Genomic DNA, 17,711 nt, shown 5'->3' with positions numbered 1-17,711 from the left:
GGGGGTGGCTGGAATGGCCACCGATTCGACTCACTCGACATCGCAGATCGACACCCATCCCGACCTGATGGCCCTGCGCGGCCGTTACGCCGAGGCGTCTGCGAAGCCGATCTCGGGGCTGATCGAGGGCCTGTGCCTGTTGACCGGTCTCTACCTCGCGATCTCGCCGTGGGTGGTGAACTTCACCGGGTTCGAGGGCCTGCGTGTGAGCAACCTGATCACCGGTATCGCACTCGCCGTGCTGGCGATGGGCTTCGGCTCCGTGCTGGAGCGGACCGTGGGCCTCGGCTGGTGCGCGATCGCGATCGGCGTGTGGACGATCATCGCGCCGTGGGCGATCGCCGGACCCAACGCGGCGACCACCCACACGATCGTCAACAACGCGATCGTCGGCGGCGTCGCCTGTGCGCTCGGGCTGGCCACGATGGGGCTCGGCATGCTGGGCGGCAGCAAGCGCGGCTCCCGCGCCGCCGCCCGCGGCGACGCGGCAGCAGCCCGCAGCGCCCACCGCTGAGGCAGCAGCGCAGCAGCGCAGTAGCGCCCGTCAGGGGCGCGGGGAACAGCCGTTCCCCGCGCCCCTTTCGTACGCGCGCCGCGGGTCAGACCCGCATCTCCGGCGGGACGGACGCCAGCGCGGCCTGGATCGCCTCGACCAGGCGCACCGCCGACTCCGCGGTGAGTTCGAGGGCGACGCGGGCGGACGGGCCGCGCGAGGGGTCGGTGAAGTCGATGTTGAGCGTGTGCTCGGCCATCGCGTGCACGGGGTGGTCGAAGTAGACCGTCACGTCCGAGACGTGGAACCACCCGCCGTCGGGCCCGGGCTTGGCGCTCCCGTCGACGACGTCCTTGATCGTGGTGTACGTGCACATGCCGTTCAGCCCTCCGCCGCCGCGAGGTGCTTGCCGAAGAAGGCCTCGATCCGCGACCAGCCGTCGTTGGCGGCGGCCACGTCGTAGCTCGGGCGGTGGGTGGCGAAGAAGGCGTGGCCCGCGCCGTCGTACGTGTGGAACTCGAAGTCCTTGCCGTGCTCGGTGAGGATCTGGCCGAGCTCGGCGACCTGCTCCGGGCTCGGGTACTTGTCCTCGTTGCCGAACAGGCCGAGCAGCGGCGCGCCCAGGTTCGGCAGGTCCGCGACGAGCGGGGTGACGTTCATGTTCATGCCTTCCGGCACCTCGCCGACGACGAAGGCGCCGTAGCAGTCCACGGCCGCGTCGATGTCGTCCAGCCGGCACGCGGCCAGCACCGCCTGGCGGCCGCCGGAGCAGTGGCCGATGACGCCGGTCCGGCCGTTGGCGTACGGCAGCGCGCGCAGGTACGCGGCGGCGCCGGCCACGTCGCCGACCAGCCGCTCGTCGGGGACCCCGCCGGCCGCGCGGCCCACGGCCGCCGCGTCGTCGGGGGCGGCGCCGGGGGCCTCGCGGTGGAAGAGGTTGGGGCAGATCGCGTCGTAGCCCATCTCGGCGAAGCGGCGCACGAACTCCTTGGTGCCGCGGTCGTAGCCGGGAAGGTGGTGGATGACGACGACGCCGCCGCGGCTGCGGGTGCCCGCGGGGCGGGCGAGATACGCCTCGATCTCGTCGCCGCCGTGGCCGGCGACCGTGGTCGTGGTGGCGAAGAGGGACCCGGCGGAGGTGTCCGGGAAGTCGGCTGGGTAGGCCGGGTGAGCGGAGGAAGCAGAGGCTTCAGTCATGGCGCCATCTCTACCATAAGGACAGACTGAACAGTTTATACTGATAGTCATGGAGCCCAGCGGCAGCTCGGACACGCACCAGGACGCGGCGGGCCCCCCTCCCGCGGACCGGGAACCCCTGCCAGCCGGGGCCCCCGGCGAAGCCCCCGCCGAAGCCGAGCCTCCCGGCGGGCCCGGCACCCCCGCCCGGCTCGCCGCCGACCTGCGGGCCGCCCTCGGCCCGCTCGTGCGGCGGCTGCGGCAGTTCAGGCCCGGCGACGAGCTGACCCTCTCGCAGACCTCGGCCCTGGTCCGGCTGGACCGCGAGGGCCCCGCGACCGCTTCCGAACTGGCCACCGCCGAGGGCATCCGCCCGCAGTCCATGGCCACGATCGTCGCCCGGCTGCACGAGCGCGGCCTCGTCACCCGTGAGGCCGACCCGCGCGACGGCCGGCGCGTCGTCGTCACCGTCTCCGAGGCCGGGCGCGCGGGCCTGCGCGGCTCCCGGCAGGAGAAGGCCCGGCGGCTGACCCGGGCCATCGCCGACGAGCTCACCCCCGAGGAACAGGCCACCCTCGCGGCGGCCCTCCCCCTGCTGGAGAGGATCACCCGGCGTGTCTGAGCCCGCGCACATACACCTCGCCGAGGGCGACGGCAGCGGCGGCGCCACCGCGACCGGCGAGCGGCCCGACCGCTACAAATGGGTCGCGCTGTCCAACACCAGCCTCGGGATGTTCATGGCCACGGTGGACTCCTCCATCGTGATCATCTCCATGCCGGCGATCTTCCGCGGCATCCACCTCGACCCCTTCGCGGCCGGCAACATCAGCTACCTGCTGTGGATGATCATGGGCTACCTGCTGGTCACCGCGGTCCTGGTGGTCACGCTCGGGCGGCTCGGCGACATCGTCGGCCGGGTGCGGATGTACAACCTCGGCTTCGTCGTCTTCACCCTCGCCTCCGTCGCGCTGTCCTTCGACCCCTTCCTCGGGCCGTCCGGCGCGCTGTGGCTCATCGGGTGGCGCGTGGTGCAGGCGCTCGGCGGCTCCATGCTCATGGCCAACTCCGCCGCGATCATCACCGACGCCTTCCCCGCGCACCAGCGCGGCATGGCGCTCGGCATCAACCAGATCTCCGCGCTGTCCGGCCAGTTCATCGGCCTGGTCCTCGGCGGGCTGCTGTCCGCGTGGGACTGGCGCGCGGTCTTCTGGGTCAACGTTCCCGTCGGCATCCTCGGCACCGTCTGGGCCTACCGCTCGCTGCGCGAGACCTCGGCGCGGACCCGCTCCCGTATCGACTGGTGGGGCAACCTCACCTTCGCCGCCGGGCTCGGCGCCATCCTGATCTCCATCACCTACGGCATCCAGCCCTACGCCGGCCACACCATGGGCTGGACCAGCCCCAAGGTCCTCGCCGGGCTCATCGGCGGCAGCGTGCTGCTGATCGCCTTCTGCGTCATCGAATCCCGCGTCCCGGAGCCGATGTTCAACCTCGGGCTCTTCCGCAACCGCGCCTTCACCGCGGGCAACGCCGCCTCGCTGCTCGCGTCGGTCGCGCGCGGCGGCCTGCAGTTCATGCTCATCATCTGGCTCCAGGGCATCTGGCTGCCGCTGCACGGCTACGACTTCGAGGACGCCCCGCTGTGGGCGGGCATCTTCCTGCTCCCCCTCACCGCCGGCTTCCTGATCGCCGGACCCCTGTGCGGCTGGCTGTCCGACCGCTACGGCGTACGGCTGTTCACCACCGGCGGCCTCGTGCTCTTCAGCAGCAGCTTCGTGGGGCTGCTGCTGCTCCCGATCACCTTCCCGTACTGGGCGTTCGCGCTGCTCATCATGTGCAACGGGATGGGCTCGGGGATGTTCTCGGCCCCGAACACCTCGGCGATCATGAGCAGCGTGCCGAACACGCACCGGGGGGCCGCGTCCGGGATGCGGTCCACGTTCCAGAACAGCGGCATGTCGCTGTCCATCGGCATCTTCTTCTCGCTGCTCATCGTCGGCCTCGCCGACCGCCTCCCCGCGGCCCTCTCCTCCGGCCTCCAGGCGCAGGGCGTCCCCGCCTCCACCGCCGCGCAGGCCGCGGCGCTGCCGCCGGTCTCGACGGTCTTCTCCGCCTTCCTCGGCATCAACCCCGTCCAGACCCTCCTCGGCCCGAGCGGCGTCCTGCCCACCCTCCCGGCCCACAACCGCGCGGTCCTCACCGGCAAGGAGTTCTTCCCGAACCTCATCTCCGCCCCCTTCCACCACGGCCTCGTCATCGTCTTCACCGCCGCCGCGGCGATGGGCCTGCTGGCGGCGACGGCGAGCCTGCTGCGGGGCAGCGGGAAGCGGGGCTGAGGGCTGTAACGCACCGGGTGGGCTGAGGCGTCGTAATGACGTGAGCGCTTCATCCGGAGGGGGCCGCACGCGGTGCGTACAGCACAGACCGAGGAGTACCTCGAATTCGCCCGTACGCGCACGGGCCCGCTCTACCGCTCGGCATGCCTGCTGACCGGCGGCGACACTCACCTGGCGGAAGACCTCGTCCAGGAGACGCTGGGCCGGATGTACGTCGTGTGGAGCCGCCGCCGGGCCGGACTCGACAACCCGGCCGCGTACGCGCAGACGGTGCTCGTCCGGAACTTCCTCACCCACCAGCGCCGCCGCAGCAGCCGGGAGCGCCCCACGGCCGAACCGGTGGAGCCACCGCCGCAACCCGCACACGCGGGCGACGACGCGCCCCTGCGTCTGACGCTGTTGGCCGCACTGCGCCGGCTCAGCCCGCAGGACCGGGCCGTGCTGGTGCTGCGCTACTGGGAGGACCGCAGCGTCGAGGAGACCGCCGCCGCACTCGGCGCGAGCGCGGGTGCGATCCGCACCCGGGCCTCCCGTGCGCTGGACCGCCTGCGCGCCGAGCTCGGCGACGCGCTGCCCGACCTGGTCGAGCACTGACCACCCCCGTACCTTCCCCCGCGCCTTGTGAGGGCACCCCCGATGCACATGGACTTCGAAGACCGCCTCGGCGCGACGCTCCGGCACGCCGCCGAGGCCTTCACCCCCGACGACCCGCTGTCGCTGGTGGCGGCGGGCCATGCCCGGGGCCGCCGGCTGCGCCGCCGCCGCACGGCAGGGATGGTGGCGGGAGCGGTGGCGGTGGTCCTCGTCGCGGCGGGCGGGGCGGCGGCCGGGACCGTCCTGGCGCACGCCGGGGGCCCGGCCGGCGTGTCCCCGGCGACGACGCGCCCTGTCGTGACCGGCGGCATGATGTCCACGGCGCTGTCCTCGCTGCTGCCGTACCGCCCCGTCATCAGCGTCACGGGCCGGCCCCCGGGCACGGGGGCGCACCCCGCCGCCCCGTACGCCCACGCCCTCTTCCAGGGGGACGTGCACTCCTACGAGCTCGTGGTCTCCGTCGGCAACCCGGACTCCCGCCGCGGCACGTGCCCCTCCCCGACCCCGCCCGTGACCTGCACGGTGCTCCCGGCGCAGGGCGGCACCCTGGTGATCACCGCGACCTCGGCGTTCACCGCGGGCGGCTTCGGCAACGCCGCGAGCATCTCCGTGTGGTTCCGCACCGACCGCTACGCGGTCGCCGTCGAGGAGCGCGGCCCCACGAGCGGAACGCCGGGCGACCTCCCCGTGGACCAGGCGGGGCTGGTGCACATCGCCCTCGACGGCGTCTGGCGCGAACTCGCCGCGATGCTGCCCCCGTCGGTCCCCGGGCCGGAGCTCTGACGTGCGCCGGCGGAAGGCGTGTCGCACATGCGCGGCCGAGGCGCCAGACCTGAGGGTCTTCCCGTTCACGCGCTTTTTGCGCATGCTTTGAGTACCCGGGTGCCGTTCACCGCGGCTCAGGGGTGACAATGCGAAGTCGAGGCGCCGACGTAAGAGGTAGTCGGACCCTGAGCGAAACGAGGATCCCATGTTGCGAAACGGGCTGGAGCCGTGGCACCTGATCGTGGTGGCGATCGTCGTCATCGTGCTGTTCGGGTCCAAGAAGCTCCCTGAGGCCGCGCGCGGTCTCGGCAAGTCGATGCGCATCCTGAAGTCCGAGGCCAAGGCCATGAAGACGGACGACGGCGCCGCCGCGAGCACCGCGCCGACCTCCACGGCGACGCCGGCGCCCGAGGCCATCACGCCCAGCGACGTCGTCACGGCGCAGGAGGCCGCCCCGGCGGCGTCCCCGCAGGCCTCGACGACGGCGAAGTAGACCCGAGCAGTACCGAAGCAGCACCCCGGAACCCCGGACGGCCGCGGCCGTCCGGGGTTCCGTGCCGTCCGGGGGCGGCAACCGGTGGGCGCCCCCGCGTTTCCGGGATCCGGCAGCGTTGGTAGGTTCTCCGTGTCCGGCTTACGGCAACCGGCGGTCATGGGACGGGCAGGGGTGGGGACGTGACGACGGGCGCGGGCACGACGGCGGGTGCCGGTGCGCACACGCACGGACACGGGCACGGGCCCACGCACGGGCACGGCCTGCCCGCGGAATTCCTCGCAGGCTTCTCCGAGGCCCTCGCCGACGTCTCCCTCAGCTGCCGCACGCTGACCCGCGCCGAGCGCGAGAGCCGCCGGGCGCTCGGGGAGCAGGCCGCCGACGCCGGGATAGGGCTGCGCGAGCTGACCGCCGGGCATCTGGCCGCCGCCCGCCGGGCCTGGGCCACGCTGCCGGGCGTCGCCGGCGCCCGCGACCCCGGGGACCTGCGCCGTACCGGTGCCGCCGTGCTGGCCGCGCTGGAGGCGGGCGTGCACGCGCTCGCCGAGGGCCACGCGCGGGCCCAGCGGCACGCGGTGCGCCGCGCCGAGGCGGAGCGGCGGGCCTTCGTCGACGACCTGCTGTACGGCCGCAGCGACCCCGGCCGGATCGCCGAGCAGGCCGAGAGCTTCGGGCTGCGGCTCGCCGAACGACACGTCGTGGTCGTGGCCGCGCCGCCGCCCGGCGGGACGTACGACGAGCGGCATCCGCTGCTGCGGCGCGTCGAGCGCGAGCTGGCGGGCCGCTTCGGCGACCACGACGCGCTCGTCGCGCCGAAGGACGGGCGGCTGGTGTGCGTCGCCCCCACCGGGCAGCAGCCGGTGCTGGACGCCTTCGTGAAGCTGGCCGGCGCGGAGGAGAGCGGCGGCCGGGTCGCGGTGAGTCGCCCGCACAGCGGAGCGGCGGGCGTCGTGCGCTCCTACGAGGAGGCGCTCAGCGCGCTGGACCTCGCGGAGCGGCTCGCTCTCGAAGCGCGCGTGCTGCTGGCCGCCGACCTGCTGGTATTCCCGGTCCTCATGCGGGACCGGGCCGCGATGTCCGACCTCGTGCAGTCCGTGCTCGGCCCCCTGCGGGACGCCCGCGGCGGGGCCGCGCCCCTGCTGGAGACCATCTCCGCGTACTCCGCCGCCGGCTACGTCAACGCGGAGGCGGCGCGCCGCCTCGACCTCAGCGTGCGGGCGCTCTCCTACCGCCTGGAGCGCATCGCCGCCCTCACCGGCTTCGACCCGGACGACCCCCTCCAGCGCTACACCCTGGAGACCGCGGCCCTCGGCGCGCGCCTGCTCGGCTGGACCTGACCCCGCGCCCGGCAGGGCGGAGGGTCACTCGTCGCAGGGCGGCTCCTCCTCGCGCGCGGCCTCGCAGGCCGGTTGCAGCCCCGCCGTGATGGCCTGCCCGATCTGGCGGAGGACGGCGAGCTGCTCAGGCGTCAGGACGTCGAAGAGGTGCTCCCGCACGGTCGTGACATGCCCCGGCGCGGCAGCGGCGAGCGCGTCGAACCCCGCGGAGGTCAGCGCGCACACCCACCCGCGCCGGTCGCCGTCCGCGGGGCGCCGCTCGACCCAGCCGTTGCGCTCCAGCGCGGCCACCGCGTGGGAGAGGCGGCTGCGGGAAGAGAGCGACGCGTCGGCGAGTTCACTCATACGCAGGCGACGGTGCGGTGCCTCCGAGAGGCGCACCAGGATCTCGTAGTACGCCATGGGCATACCCGCCTCCTGCCGCATCTGCCGGTCCAGGTGCGCGGCGAGGGTGACGCTGGCGGACAGGTAGGCCCGCCAGATGTCCTGCTCGTCCGCGCTCAGCCATCGCACATCGTCCATACGTCCACTATAAAGGTGGTTGAACTCTCAACACCAGCGAGTTATGGTTACTGAGGTTTCAATCACCACCTGCTCTGATGATCCGTCCCAAGGAGTTTCCGCCATGAGCACGCAGACCGAAGTGATCGACGGCTATGTCGCCGGGACGTGGACGATCGACGCCGTGCACTCCGACGTGTCCTTCTACGTCCGGCACCTCGGTGTCTCCAAGGTCCGCGGCCACTTCGCGGCCTTCGAGGGCACCATCGTCACCGCCGAGGACCCGCTGGAGTCCAGCGTCAACGCGGTGATCAAGACCGGCTCCGTCTCGACGAACAACGAGACCCGCGACGCCCACGTGCGCGGCGCGGACTTCCTCGACGTCGAGGCGCACCCGGAGATGACCTTCGCCTCCACCGCCATCCGCCCGCAGACCTCCGAGCTGTTCGAGGTCGACGGCGAGCTGACGCTGCACGGCGTGACCAAGACCGTCACGCTCACCCTGGAGCTGAACGGCTTCGGCAAGGGTTTCGACGGCAACCCGGTGGCCGGCTTCTCCGCCGCGACCGAGATCAGCCGCGGCGAGTTCGGCGTGACGGGCGGGGCCGCGGGGGCCGCCGTCAGCGACAAGATCAAGATCGCTCTGGAGATCGAGGCGGGCCTCGCCACCCAGGGCTGAGCCCAGGGCTTCCGCCCTCCCGGCGCACCAGGCCGCCGTCCGCGCCACCACGCGGACGGCGGCCTTTCGCGTTCGGTTCCCGCATCTTCCGGACGTGATCGCCCGGTCAAGTCTGCCGGGAAGCGGAAATGCCGGTGCCGCGCCCGTCCTGCGACGATCTCCGCGGGATCGGAAGCACCGCACGGGGGAGGGCGGAGGGGGACATGGGGGAGTTCGCCGACGTCGTCCTGGGGTTTCCGACCGTGGTGTTCACCGGAGCTCTGGTGGCCGTGGTGGCGTTCTGGGGGCTCGTGGTCGTCGGCGGCGCCGACGCGCACGGCCCCTGGCACCACCACGGCACGGCCGGTGGGCACGGGGGAACGGGGGGGTACGGGGAGCACGGGGCCTTGGGGGAGGCCCACAGGGGGATCGGGGGGCACGGAGGTCATGGCGTCGGGGGGCGCCATGACCTCACCGACCCCGGCCACGGGGACGCCCACGGGGACGCCCACGGCGGAGGGGCCGGACTGCTCGCCGCCGCCGGTCTCGGCGGCGTACCCGTCACCGTCGTGCTGTCGCTGCTCGTCGCCGTCGCATGGTTCCTGAGCCTGGCCGGGTCCGCCGCCGTACGCTCCGCGGGCGTTCCGGCCGCGCCCGTCCGCGCGCTGCTGTACGCAGCCGTGGTCGGCGCCGCGCTGGTCGGTTCGTGGTGCGCGACCTGGCTCCTGGTACGGCCGCTGCGCCGGCTCTTCCCCGACGTGCGGCCGCCCTCCCGCGCGGACTTCACCGGCCGGGTGTGCGTCATCCGCACCGGCCGCGTCACCGGGCGGTTCGGGCAGGCCGAGGTCGCCGCGCCCGACGGCTCCACCGCCGTCGTCCAGGTGCGGCAGCACGGCGACGACGCCTTCACCGCCGGCAGCACAGCGCTGCTCTACGACTACGACCCCGAGGGCGAGTTCTTCTGGGTCGCACCTTTCGACGTGCCGGGTGGCGCGTCGCCCGACCCGTCGACCGTCTGAGGGAATCGAAGGATCCGCCATGGATGCCACTGCCATCGGGATCGGCGTGCTCGTCGCCGTCCTCGCGCTCATCGCCGTCGGAGTGCTCTTCACCATCAGCAAGCTCTTCCGCAAGGTCGAGCAGGGGCGGGCGCTGATCATCTCCCGGACCCGGCAGGTGGACGTCACCTTCACCGGCGCCGTGGTCCTCCCGGTGCTGCACAACGCCGAGCTGATGGACATCTCCGTCAAGACCATCGAGATCCAGCGCACCGGCCGCGAGGGCCTGATCTGCCAGGACAACATCCGCGCGGACATCCACCTCACCTTCTTCGTCCGGGTCAACAAGACGAAGGAGGACGTCATCAAGGTCGCGCAGGCGATCGGCACCGAACGGGCCAGCCACCAGCAGACGTTGCAGGCGCTCTTCAGCGCCAAGTTCTCCGAGGCGCTCAAGACCGTCGGCAAGCAGCTGGACTTCGTCGACCTCTACACCCACCGCGAGCACTTCCGCGACCAGATCATCCAGGTCATCGGTACCGACCTCAACGGCTACCACCTGGAGGACTGCGCGATCGACTACCTGGAGCAGACGCCCGTCACCCAGCTCGACCCCGCCAACATCCTGGACGCGCAGGGCATCAGGAAGATCACCGAGCTGACCGCGATCGAGCACGTCCGCACCAACGAGTTCGAGCGCACCGAGCAGAAGGAGATCACCCGGCAGAACGTCGACGCCCGGGAGACCATCCTGGAGCTGGAGCGGCGGCAGGCCGAGGCGGAGATCCGGCAGCGCCGCGAGGTCGAGACGCTGCGGGCGAAGGAGGAGGCCGCCACCGCGAAGGTCGCGGAGGAGGAACGGCTGGGCGCGCAGGGCGCGTTCCTGCGCACCGAGGAGCAGCTCGGGGTGCAGCGGGAGAACCAGGCCCGGGAGATCGCGGTCGCGCAGAAGAACCGCGAGCGGGTCATCGCCGTCGAGAACGAGCGCATCGAGAAGGACCGCGTCCTGGAGGTCATCGCGCGTGAGCGGGAGACCGAACTCGCCCGTATCTCCAAGGAGAAGGAGGTCGAGGGCGAGCGCCGGGAGGTCGCCGACGTCGTGCGCGAGCGGATAGCCGTCGAGCGGACCGTCGCCGAGCAGGAGGAGTCCATCAAGGGCCTGCGGATGGTGCAGGAGGCCGAGCGGGAGCGGCAGGCGCTCATCATCACCGCCGAGGCGCAGGCGCAGGAGCAGCTCGTCAAGGACATCAAGGCGGCCGAGGCCGCCGAGCAGGCCGCGCAGCACAAGGCCCGCGAGGCGCTGACGATGGCCGAGGCGCGCAAGGCCGCGTCCGAGCTGGACGCCACCGCGAAGATCCGGCTCGCCGAGGGCCTGCGCGCCGAAGCCGCCGCGGCCGGGCTCGCCGAGGTCGAGGTGCAGGAGCGCAGCGCGGCCGCGATCAGCAAGGTCGGGGCCGCCGAGGCGCAGGGCATCGCCGCGCGCCTCAAGGCCGAGGCGGAGGGCGCCAGGGCGAAGGCGCTCGCCGACGCGGACGGCGTCACCGCGCAGGCCGCCGCCGAGGCCGCGCTCATCGGCGGCCGCCTCAAGGCGGAGGCCGCGGGCCTCACCGAGAAGGCTGCGGCGATGGCCGCGCTGGACGAGGCCTCGCGCGGCCACGAGGAGTACCGGCTGCGGCTGGCGGCCGAGAAGGAGGTCCGCCTCGCGGGCCTGGAGACCCAGCGGCAGATCGCCGAGGCGCAGGCCACCGTGCTGGCGACCGGCCTGGAGAAGGCCGACATCCAGATCGTCGGCGGCGACACCGTCTTCTTCGACCGCCTGCTGGGCGCGGTCTCCGCGGGCCGCAGCGTCGACAGCTTCGTCGCCAGCTCCGAGACGGTACGCACCTTGGGCGCGAACTGGCTCGACGAGTCCGGCAGCTTCACGGACGACGCGACCAAGGTCCTCACCGCTCTGGCGGCGGGCAACGGCACGAACACGGGCAACGGCAATGGCAACGCGGCGACGGTGCTGGCGCATCTCCTCGCCCAACTCCAGAACGGCAAGCTCCCGTTGACCACGGCCACCGCCACGGCCAACGGGACTCCGGCGACGACGAAGTAAGGCGGCCGGCGGACGATGAGCGTCGAGGACCAGCAGGGCGCCCCGGGGGGCGGCAGCACGGGCGCCCGCGCGGGCGGCGGCACGGCGGGCACGGCGGGTGGTGCGTCCGGTGCCGGTGCCGGTGCCGGTGCTGGTGCTGGTGCCGGGGGTTCGGGCGGGCGTGGGTCCGGCGGTGGCGCCGGGACGGCGGGGGGTGCGTCCGGGGCCGGGGGTTCGGGCGGGCGTGCGTCCGGCGGGGGCGCAGGTGCGGCGGCGGGTGCCGCGGGGCGTCCGGGCGCGGGCGGCGGGCGTACGGGCGGCGGTCCGTCCGGCCCGGCGGCCGACGGTGGCTCGGGCGGGGGGCACGACAGCGGCGGGGGCGCCGGTGGGGACCGGCTGGACGCCGATGCGTACGAGGTGCTGCGGGAGCGGCTGGGCGCGGCCGCACGGGAGTTGGGGGCGCGGGCGGGGGCGCTGAACGGGGCGCGCCAGGCGGTGTTCGGCGGCGGCGAGGTGCGCCTCGCGGGCAGCGAGCGCGTCGCGACGGCGCAGCCCGCGCTGCCCGCGGACATCGCCCCCGTCGCCGGGCGGCTGCTCTTCGCGTCGAACCCCGCGCAGGTCGCGGACGTCGGCGACGTCCTGCGGCTGCGCGACGGCGACGCGCCCGTACCCGGCCTGCTCGACGACCCGCAGTTCGTCCGGGAGTTCCGCGAGCTCTACCGCTACTACCGGCAGACCCGGCTGCTGCGGCTGCGCGCCTCGGAGGGGCGGCTGCTCGCCGTCTTCCGCACGGGCCCCTCCGCGACCGACGTCAAGGCGCTCGCCTGGCGCACCGACGAGGCGGCGGGCACCTGCGCGTACGAGGGCACCACCCGCGACACCCCGGCCTACGACAGCGGCGGCCACACCGTCGCCTGGACGCCTGCCGGGCGCGAGACGCACGTGCCCGGCAGGCAGCCGCACCTCGCGATCGGCGGCGTGACCGTCGACCCCACCGGCGGCACCCTCATGATCGGCGTCGGCGGCACCGTCCACACCGAGCCCGTCGAGGACGCGCTCCAGTCGCTCGCCGACGCCGAGGTCCACTTCGCCGCCGCAGAACCCCTGTTGCTGCTGCGCATCCGGCCCTACCACGAGGAAGCCGCGCGGCACTTCGCCGTCAACACCCGCACCGAGCAGGTCGAACGGATCGACGCGCTCGGCCAGGCGTGCCTGCGGCTGCCGGAGGAGCAGGGCGTCGTCTTCCCCGGCGGCTACGCCCTCGCGACCGGCGGCACGCGCACGTTCGACCTCGAAACGGGCGGCGAGCGGCTGGAGTTCGAGCGGCTCGTCCGGTCCGCGAACGGCGAGGACGTGCTCTACGTCTTCCACGCGGAGGGCCGCAGGCTGCTGCTCCCGTACAACCTCATCCGCAAGGAGGTCGCCGCCCCGCTCACCGCGCGCGGCTGGGCCCTCCACGACGACGGCACCCTCCTGACGCTGCGCCCCGCCGACGGCGGTGAGCCCGCGCGCGTCCACACCCTCCAGCGCTGGTCCACGCCCTTCGTCAGCGACACCTGGGCCGCCTCCCGCCCCGCGGCGGACGGCCCGCTGGCCCGCATCGGCAACCCCGACCTCGTCCGCGCCGTCTCCGACGCGCTGTCGGTCGCCCGCGCGGCCCTGGAAACCGCCCCGGGCGCGGCGGTCTACGAGGCACTCGCGGCATCCTGCGACCGCGTCCTGGACCGCCACCACTGGCTCGCCGACATCGACGTCGACACGGGCCTGGAGCGCACCCCCGCTGCCGCGGGGTCGGCCGGTACGGGCTCCGGCCCGAGCGCCGGTGCGGGTGCGGGCGGCGGGTCCGGTGTGGGCTCGCGCGGTGTGTCCGGCTCCGCGCAGGGCGGCGGTACGGGCGGCGGATCCGGCGCGCCGGGGACGGGGGGCTTCGGCGCCGGCGCTGCTGGTGGCGCGCAGGGCGCGGGCGGCGCGGCGGGCCCTGGAGCCGGTGTGGGCTCCGGCTCGGGCGGGGTTTCCGGCTCCGCGCCGGGTGCGCCGGGTGCGGGGCCCGCGGGGGGCGCCGCCGCGGCGGGCACCGCGGCGCCGGAGGCGGGCGGTGCACCGGGCGCCGGGTCCGGTGCGGGTGGTGACGCGCCCGGCACGGGCGGCGGATCCGCACCGGGCGGTGGACCGGGCGCGGCCTCGGGCGCCGCGGAGGCCGTCGCGGGTACGGCCGGGCGTGGCGCGGTGGGCGCGGACAGCTCCGGCGCTGCCGATGGTGCGCGGGGCGCGGGGTACGGGGCGGACCGTCCCGCCGTCCGCGACCTCGCCGGGCCGCTGCTCGCCGTGCGGGACACCGCGCGGGCCGTGCTCGCCGAGTACGCGCGGGTGCGGGAGGCCACCGCGCGGGCAGCGGCGGCCGTCGAGGAGGCCGCCGCGCGCGTCGCCGGGCTCGTACGGCGGGTGCGGGGCGAGACGGCGGACGCGTCCGCCGCCGAGTGGGTCGACAAGCTCGGCGAACTGCGCGCCGCGCAAGGCCGGTTGGCGACCCTGCGCGAGATGCGGTACGCCGACCTGGCCCGCCTCGACGCGCTCGCCGCGTCCTTGACCGCCGAACTCGCGGACGCGGCGTCCCGCGCCGCCGACCGCTTCGCGGACGAGCACGCCTTCGACGCCTTCCGCGACCAGGCCGCCGATCTCACCGCCCGCGCGGGCGAGTTGGGGACAGCCGCGGGCGGCGACACGCTCACGGCCGAACTCGATGCGCTGGCAGCCGGGTTGGCGACCGTCACGGAGACCGCGGGCGGCCTGGAGATCTCCGACGCGACCGTCCGCACCCGCATCCTGGCCTCCGCCGCGGACGTTCTGGGCGCGGTCAACCGCGCCCGCGCCGTCCTCGACGCCCGCCGCCGCGAACTGCTCGGCGCGGAGAGCGCGGCGGAATTCGCCGCGGAGAGCGCCCTGCTGGCGCAGAGTGTGAGTGGCGCGCTCGCCGCCGCGGACACGCCCGAGGCGTGCGACCTGCACCTCGGGCGGCTGCTCGTCCAGGTCGAGAGCCTGACGACCCGCTTCGCCGCCGAACCCGACCGCATCGCCGCGCTCGCCGAACGCCGGGACGAGATCCAGCAGACCCTCACCGCCCGCAGGCAGGCGCTCGCCGACGAGCGGGCGCAGCGCGCGGCGCGGCTCGCCGCGTCCGCGGACCGCATCCTCGACACGATCCGCCGCCGCGCGGCCATGCTCGCCTCCGCGGACGAGGTCAACACGCTCTTCGCGGCGGATCCGCTGGCCGCCGAACACCGCCGCATCGGCGAGGAGTTGCGTGCGCTGGGCGACCCGGCGAAGGCGGCGGAGCTGGCCGAGTCCCTCGCCGCCGCCCGCCAGGACACCGCCCGCACCCTGCGCGACCGCACCGACCTCTACGAGGACGGCGGCGCAGCGATCCGGCTGGGCCGCCACCGCTTCGCCGTCAACACCCAGCCCCTCGAACTCGCCCTCGTCCCGCACGCCGACGCCCTCGCCTTCACGGTCACCGGCACCGACTACCTCTCCCCGGTCACCGACCCCGCCTTTGCCGAGACCCGCCGCTTCTGGACCCGCCCCCTCGTCTCCGAGACCCCCACCCTCTACCGCGCGGAATACCTGGCGGCGAGCCTGCTCCTGCGGGCGCTGCCCAGCCTGCCGACCGCGACCTCCGGCGGGGCTGCCGCCCCTGCGAGCGGTGGCGCCGCCGGTGGCGCCGCCGGTGGCGCCGCCGCGCTCTCTCCGGGGGCCGCGGGTTCGCCCGGAGGGGCTGACGCTGTGCCCGGCGCGGGGGTTGTCGCCGGTGGGGGCGGTGGTGTTGCCGCCGGGTCGGGGGCGGGGGCTGGGGTTCTTGTGCCGGGGGCCGGTTCGCCGGGTGGTCCGGTCGGCCGGGGGGCCGCGAGCCCGCCCAGCGGGGCTGATGTTGCGGGGGGCGCCGGGGCTGCCGGCCGTCTCGGCCGGGGTGTGCTCGGCGATCCCGGCGCGCTCGTGCGGGACGCCGCTGCCGCGCGGGTCGACGAGGGGTATCAGCGCGGGGTGCACGATCACGACGCCGCGCTGCTGCTGGCCGCGCTCGCCGGGCTCGCGTCCGGGGCGGGGCTGCTGCGGTATCCGCCGGGGGTTCGGGCCGCCGCGCGGCTGTACTGGGGGTACGGGACCACTCACGCGTCGCGGGCCGCGTGGACGACGCGGGCGCGTTCGCTCACGAGGGCGGCGGCGTTCGGGGCGGGCGTGCCCGCAGGCGCGGAGGCCGGTGCGGGGCCAGACCTCGGGGCGGCCAGGGCCCCCGGGGCCGCCGCGCTCGATGCCCTCGGCTCCGAACTGGGAGCCGGCGCCGCGGAGTTCCTCGGCGCCGCCGGGCTCGCGGCGGGGGACGCCGAACTCCTCGGGGAGTACCTCGTCGCCGAACTCGCCGCCGAGCAGCCCGGCTTCGTCGCCGGGGCCGCCGCGGGCCAGGTCCTCCGGCGGTTCGCGGACGCGCTCGGGGGGACGGACGCCGTCCCGTACAAGGACGTGCTCTGCGATCTCGACGCGCTCGGCGGCGACCTCGCCGCCCGCTGGCAGCTCGCCCTCGGCTGGCTCGCCCCCTTCGCCGGGCCGCACGGCGACCACCTCGAAGCCGCGGCCGCGCTCCTGTGCCCCGGCGACAGCTACCCGGCGGGCGGCCCCGTCGAGACCACCGTCGAGGGCCTCCTCGGCTCCCACCCGCGCGTCCGACAGGGCGTGTTGACCCTCCGCCTCGACGAACTCCTCACCCGCGTCCGCCGTTTCGAGGCCGACGACGTCCCGGCCTATCGCATGTACCAGCGGCACCGCACCGCCCTCGTCGCCGCCGAGCGCGAGCGGCTCGGGCTCGCCGCGTACCGGCCGCGGCCGCTCACCGGCTTCGTCCGCAACCGGCTCATCGACGAGGTCTACCTGCCGCTCGTCGGCGACAGTCTCGCCAAGCAGTTCGGGTCGGCGGGCGGCCTGCTCATGCTGCTCTCGCCGCCCGGCTACGGGAAGACGACCCTCGTCGAATACGTCGCCGCCCGCCTCGGGCTCGCGCTCGTCACCGTCTCGGGCCCCGCCCTCGGCACCGGCGTGACCTCCCTCGACCCCGAGCGAGCCCCCGACGCGACCGCCCGCCGCGAGGTCGAGAAGCTCGTCTTCGCGCTCTCGCTCGGCACGAACGTGCTGCTGCACCTCGACGACATCCAGCACACCTCGCCCGAACTCCTCCAGAAGTTCATCCCGTTGTGTGACGCGACCCGCCGGGTCGAAGGGCCCGGCGGCACGTACGACCTGCGCGGCAAGCGCTTCGCCGTCTGCATGTCCGGCAACCCCTACACCGAGTCCGGCACGCTCTTCCGGGTGCCCGACATGCTCGCCAACCGGGCGGACGTCTGGAACCTCGGGGACGTGCTCGGGGGGCGCGAGGAGGTTTTCGCGCTGAGCTACGTCGAGAACGCGCTCACCGCCAATCCGGTCCTCGCCCCGCTCGCCGGGCGCGACCGGGCCGACCTCGCGGTGCTGCTGCGGCTCGCCGCGGACGACCCGGCGGCGCGGGCGGACGCCCTCGCGTACCCCTACCAGCCGGACGAACTCGCCGCCGTCGTGGCGGTGCTGCGGCAGGCGCTGCGGGTGCGGGACGTGCTGCTCGCGGTCAACGCGGAGTACATCGGCGCGGTGGCGCGGGGGTCGAAGGGTGAGCCCTTCCAACTCCAGGGCTCCTACCGCGACATGAACCGGCTCACCGCCCGCCTCCACCCGTCCCTCACGGACGCGGACGTCGACACGCTCGTCACCGACCACTACCGTGCCGAGGCCCACGCCCTCGCTTCCGGCGCGGGGGCGGCACTTCGTCGGCTTGCCGCTCTCCGCTCTTGACCTCAGCCCTCCGGGCTGCCGCTTGAGGTGGAGCCCGGGACCTTCTGCCGGTGGGGGTTGTTCGCGCAGTTCCCCGCGCCCCTGGTGTGCCCGGCGAGGCATCGCGCTGTCCGTTTGGGTGTGGGGTCGGGTGCCACTCCGGGGGTACCTCCTCGGAATGCGCGTTCGCCCTCTTCCGTAGACGTGAAGGCGCTGGGAAGCGCATTCCTGCGGGGGCACCCCCGGATCGTCCCCCTCCCAGGTCTCGTGGGCGGCTGCCTGCCGGTGGGGGTGCTGTTTTCGGGGGACTGCGGCTCGACCCCGACGGCGGTGCGCCCCCACAGGTGGACAGAAGCTGTCGCTACCACCTGCACGGGTGGCGGGGGTGGGAACACCCGCGCCGCCGGGCGCGGGCACCCCCCACCGGCGG

Annotated in this window: 14 protein-coding genes; 11 read left to right on the top strand and 3 right to left on the bottom strand. The window is 74.6% G+C overall.

The features are described from left to right. Positions 1-13: 13 nt before the first annotated feature. A complete protein-coding gene (locus tag IH54_RS0112245; RefSeq protein ID WP_052397341.1) occupies positions 14-514 on the top strand; it encodes an SPW repeat protein in 501 nt (166 codons plus the stop codon). Positions 515-599: 85 nt separating this feature from the next. Here IH54_RS0112245 and IH54_RS0112240 read toward each other — a convergent pair whose 3' ends face one another. Both IH54_RS0112240 and IH54_RS0112235 read right to left on the bottom strand, forming a co-directional pair. Continuing rightward, positions 600-869, bottom strand: a complete 270-nt coding sequence (locus tag IH54_RS0112240) for a DUF6295 family protein (RefSeq protein ID WP_031515861.1) — start codon at positions 867-869, stop codon at positions 600-602. Between the two features lie 5 nt (positions 870-874). After that, on the bottom strand, positions 875-1,690 hold the full coding sequence (locus IH54_RS0112235; RefSeq protein ID WP_078862132.1) for a dienelactone hydrolase family protein: 816 nt from the start codon (positions 1,688-1,690) through the stop codon (positions 875-877). Positions 1,691-1,739: 49 nt separating this feature from the next. Here IH54_RS0112235 and IH54_RS0112230 point away from each other — a divergent pair, with 49 nt between their 5' ends. The 6 genes from IH54_RS0112230 (at position 1,740) to IH54_RS0112205 (ending at position 7,194) form a co-directional block, all read left to right on the top strand. Continuing rightward, positions 1,740-2,291 carry a MarR family transcriptional regulator gene (locus IH54_RS0112230; RefSeq protein ID WP_052397340.1) on the top strand — a complete coding sequence of 184 codons (552 nt, stop codon included), beginning with the start codon at positions 1,740-1,742 and terminating at the stop codon, positions 2,289-2,291. 109 nt (positions 2,292-2,400) lie between these two features. Further along, positions 2,401-4,005: an MFS transporter gene (locus tag IH54_RS0112225; protein ID WP_078862148.1), complete on the top strand. Its 1,605-nt coding sequence runs from the start codon at positions 2,401-2,403 to the stop codon at positions 4,003-4,005. A 72-nt stretch (positions 4,006-4,077) separates the two neighbouring features. After that, the gene (locus IH54_RS0112220) at positions 4,078-4,599 is read left to right on the top strand and encodes a SigE family RNA polymerase sigma factor (protein ID WP_031515853.1); all 522 of its coding nucleotides are present in this window, start codon (positions 4,078-4,080) and stop codon (positions 4,597-4,599) included. Between the two features lie 48 nt (positions 4,600-4,647). Next, on the top strand, positions 4,648-5,382 hold the full coding sequence (locus IH54_RS0112215) for a hypothetical protein (RefSeq protein ID WP_031515851.1): 735 nt from the start codon (positions 4,648-4,650) through the stop codon (positions 5,380-5,382). 187 nt (positions 5,383-5,569) lie between these two features. Continuing rightward, a complete protein-coding gene (tatA, locus tag IH54_RS0112210; RefSeq protein ID WP_031515849.1) occupies positions 5,570-5,857 on the top strand; it encodes a Sec-independent protein translocase subunit TatA in 288 nt (95 codons plus the stop codon). A gap of 263 nt (positions 5,858-6,120) precedes the next feature. After that, the gene (locus tag IH54_RS0112205) at positions 6,121-7,194 is read left to right on the top strand and encodes a PucR family transcriptional regulator (RefSeq protein WP_031515847.1); all 1,074 of its coding nucleotides are present in this window, start codon (positions 6,121-6,123) and stop codon (positions 7,192-7,194) included. A 24-nt stretch (positions 7,195-7,218) separates the two neighbouring features. Here IH54_RS0112205 and IH54_RS0112200 read toward each other — a convergent pair whose 3' ends face one another. Continuing rightward, a complete protein-coding gene (locus IH54_RS0112200) occupies positions 7,219-7,716 on the bottom strand; it encodes a MarR family winged helix-turn-helix transcriptional regulator (RefSeq protein ID WP_031515844.1) in 498 nt (165 codons plus the stop codon). A 103-nt stretch (positions 7,717-7,819) separates the two neighbouring features. On the opposite strand from IH54_RS0112200, the gene IH54_RS0112195 reads away from it, so the two are divergent. From IH54_RS0112195 to IH54_RS0112175, 4 genes are all read left to right on the top strand, one after another. Further along, the gene (locus IH54_RS0112195) at positions 7,820-8,374 is read left to right on the top strand and encodes a YceI family protein (RefSeq protein ID WP_031515842.1); all 555 of its coding nucleotides are present in this window, start codon (positions 7,820-7,822) and stop codon (positions 8,372-8,374) included. Positions 8,375-8,577: 203 nt separating this feature from the next. Continuing rightward, positions 8,578-9,372, top strand: a complete 795-nt coding sequence (locus IH54_RS0112190) for a hypothetical protein (protein ID WP_043180638.1) — start codon at positions 8,578-8,580, stop codon at positions 9,370-9,372. Positions 9,373-9,391: 19 nt separating this feature from the next. Further along, positions 9,392-11,452: an SPFH domain-containing protein gene (locus tag IH54_RS0112185; RefSeq protein WP_052397339.1), complete on the top strand. Its 2,061-nt coding sequence runs from the start codon at positions 9,392-9,394 to the stop codon at positions 11,450-11,452. Positions 11,453-11,467: 15 nt separating this feature from the next. After that, entirely contained in the window at positions 11,468-17,302 is a 5,835-nt protein-coding gene (locus IH54_RS0112175; RefSeq protein ID WP_078862130.1) for a DNA repair ATPase, read from the top strand. Positions 17,303-17,711: the final 409 nt, after the last annotated feature.

The organism is Streptomyces sp. NRRL F-5123, from assembly GCF_000721495.1.
GTDB lineage: Bacteria > Actinomycetota > Actinomycetes > Streptomycetales > Streptomycetaceae > Actinacidiphila.
The sequence above is the reverse complement of the archived record's forward strand: the minus strand, read 5'-3'. Positions and strand labels throughout refer to the sequence as shown.

Bases quoted from the DNA above. Each gene is read 5' to 3' on its own strand.
- IH54_RS0112245 (WP_052397341.1), top strand. From the start codon at position 14: ATGGCCACCGATTCGACTCACTCGACATCGCAGATCGACACCCATCCC.
- IH54_RS0112240 (WP_031515861.1), bottom strand. From the start codon at position 869: ATGTGCACGTACACCACGATCAAGGACGTCGTCGACGGGAGCGCCAAG.
- IH54_RS0112235 (WP_078862132.1), bottom strand. From the start codon at position 1,690: ATGACTGAAGCCTCTGCTTCCTCCGCTCACCCGGCCTACCCAGCCGAC.
- IH54_RS0112230 (WP_052397340.1), top strand. From the start codon at position 1,740: ATGGAGCCCAGCGGCAGCTCGGACACGCACCAGGACGCGGCGGGCCCC.
- IH54_RS0112225 (WP_078862148.1), top strand. From the start codon at position 2,401: ATGTTCATGGCCACGGTGGACTCCTCCATCGTGATCATCTCCATGCCG.
- IH54_RS0112215 (WP_031515851.1), top strand. From the start codon at position 4,648: ATGGACTTCGAAGACCGCCTCGGCGCGACGCTCCGGCACGCCGCCGAG.
- tatA (WP_031515849.1), top strand. From the start codon at position 5,570: ATGTTGCGAAACGGGCTGGAGCCGTGGCACCTGATCGTGGTGGCGATC.
- IH54_RS0112200 (WP_031515844.1), bottom strand. From the start codon at position 7,716: ATGGACGATGTGCGATGGCTGAGCGCGGACGAGCAGGACATCTGGCGG.
- IH54_RS0112195 (WP_031515842.1), top strand. From the start codon at position 7,820: ATGAGCACGCAGACCGAAGTGATCGACGGCTATGTCGCCGGGACGTGG.
- IH54_RS0112190 (WP_043180638.1), top strand. From the start codon at position 8,578: ATGGGGGAGTTCGCCGACGTCGTCCTGGGGTTTCCGACCGTGGTGTTC.
- IH54_RS0112185 (WP_052397339.1), top strand. From the start codon at position 9,392: ATGGATGCCACTGCCATCGGGATCGGCGTGCTCGTCGCCGTCCTCGCG.
- IH54_RS0112175 (WP_078862130.1), top strand. From the start codon at position 11,468: ATGAGCGTCGAGGACCAGCAGGGCGCCCCGGGGGGCGGCAGCACGGGC.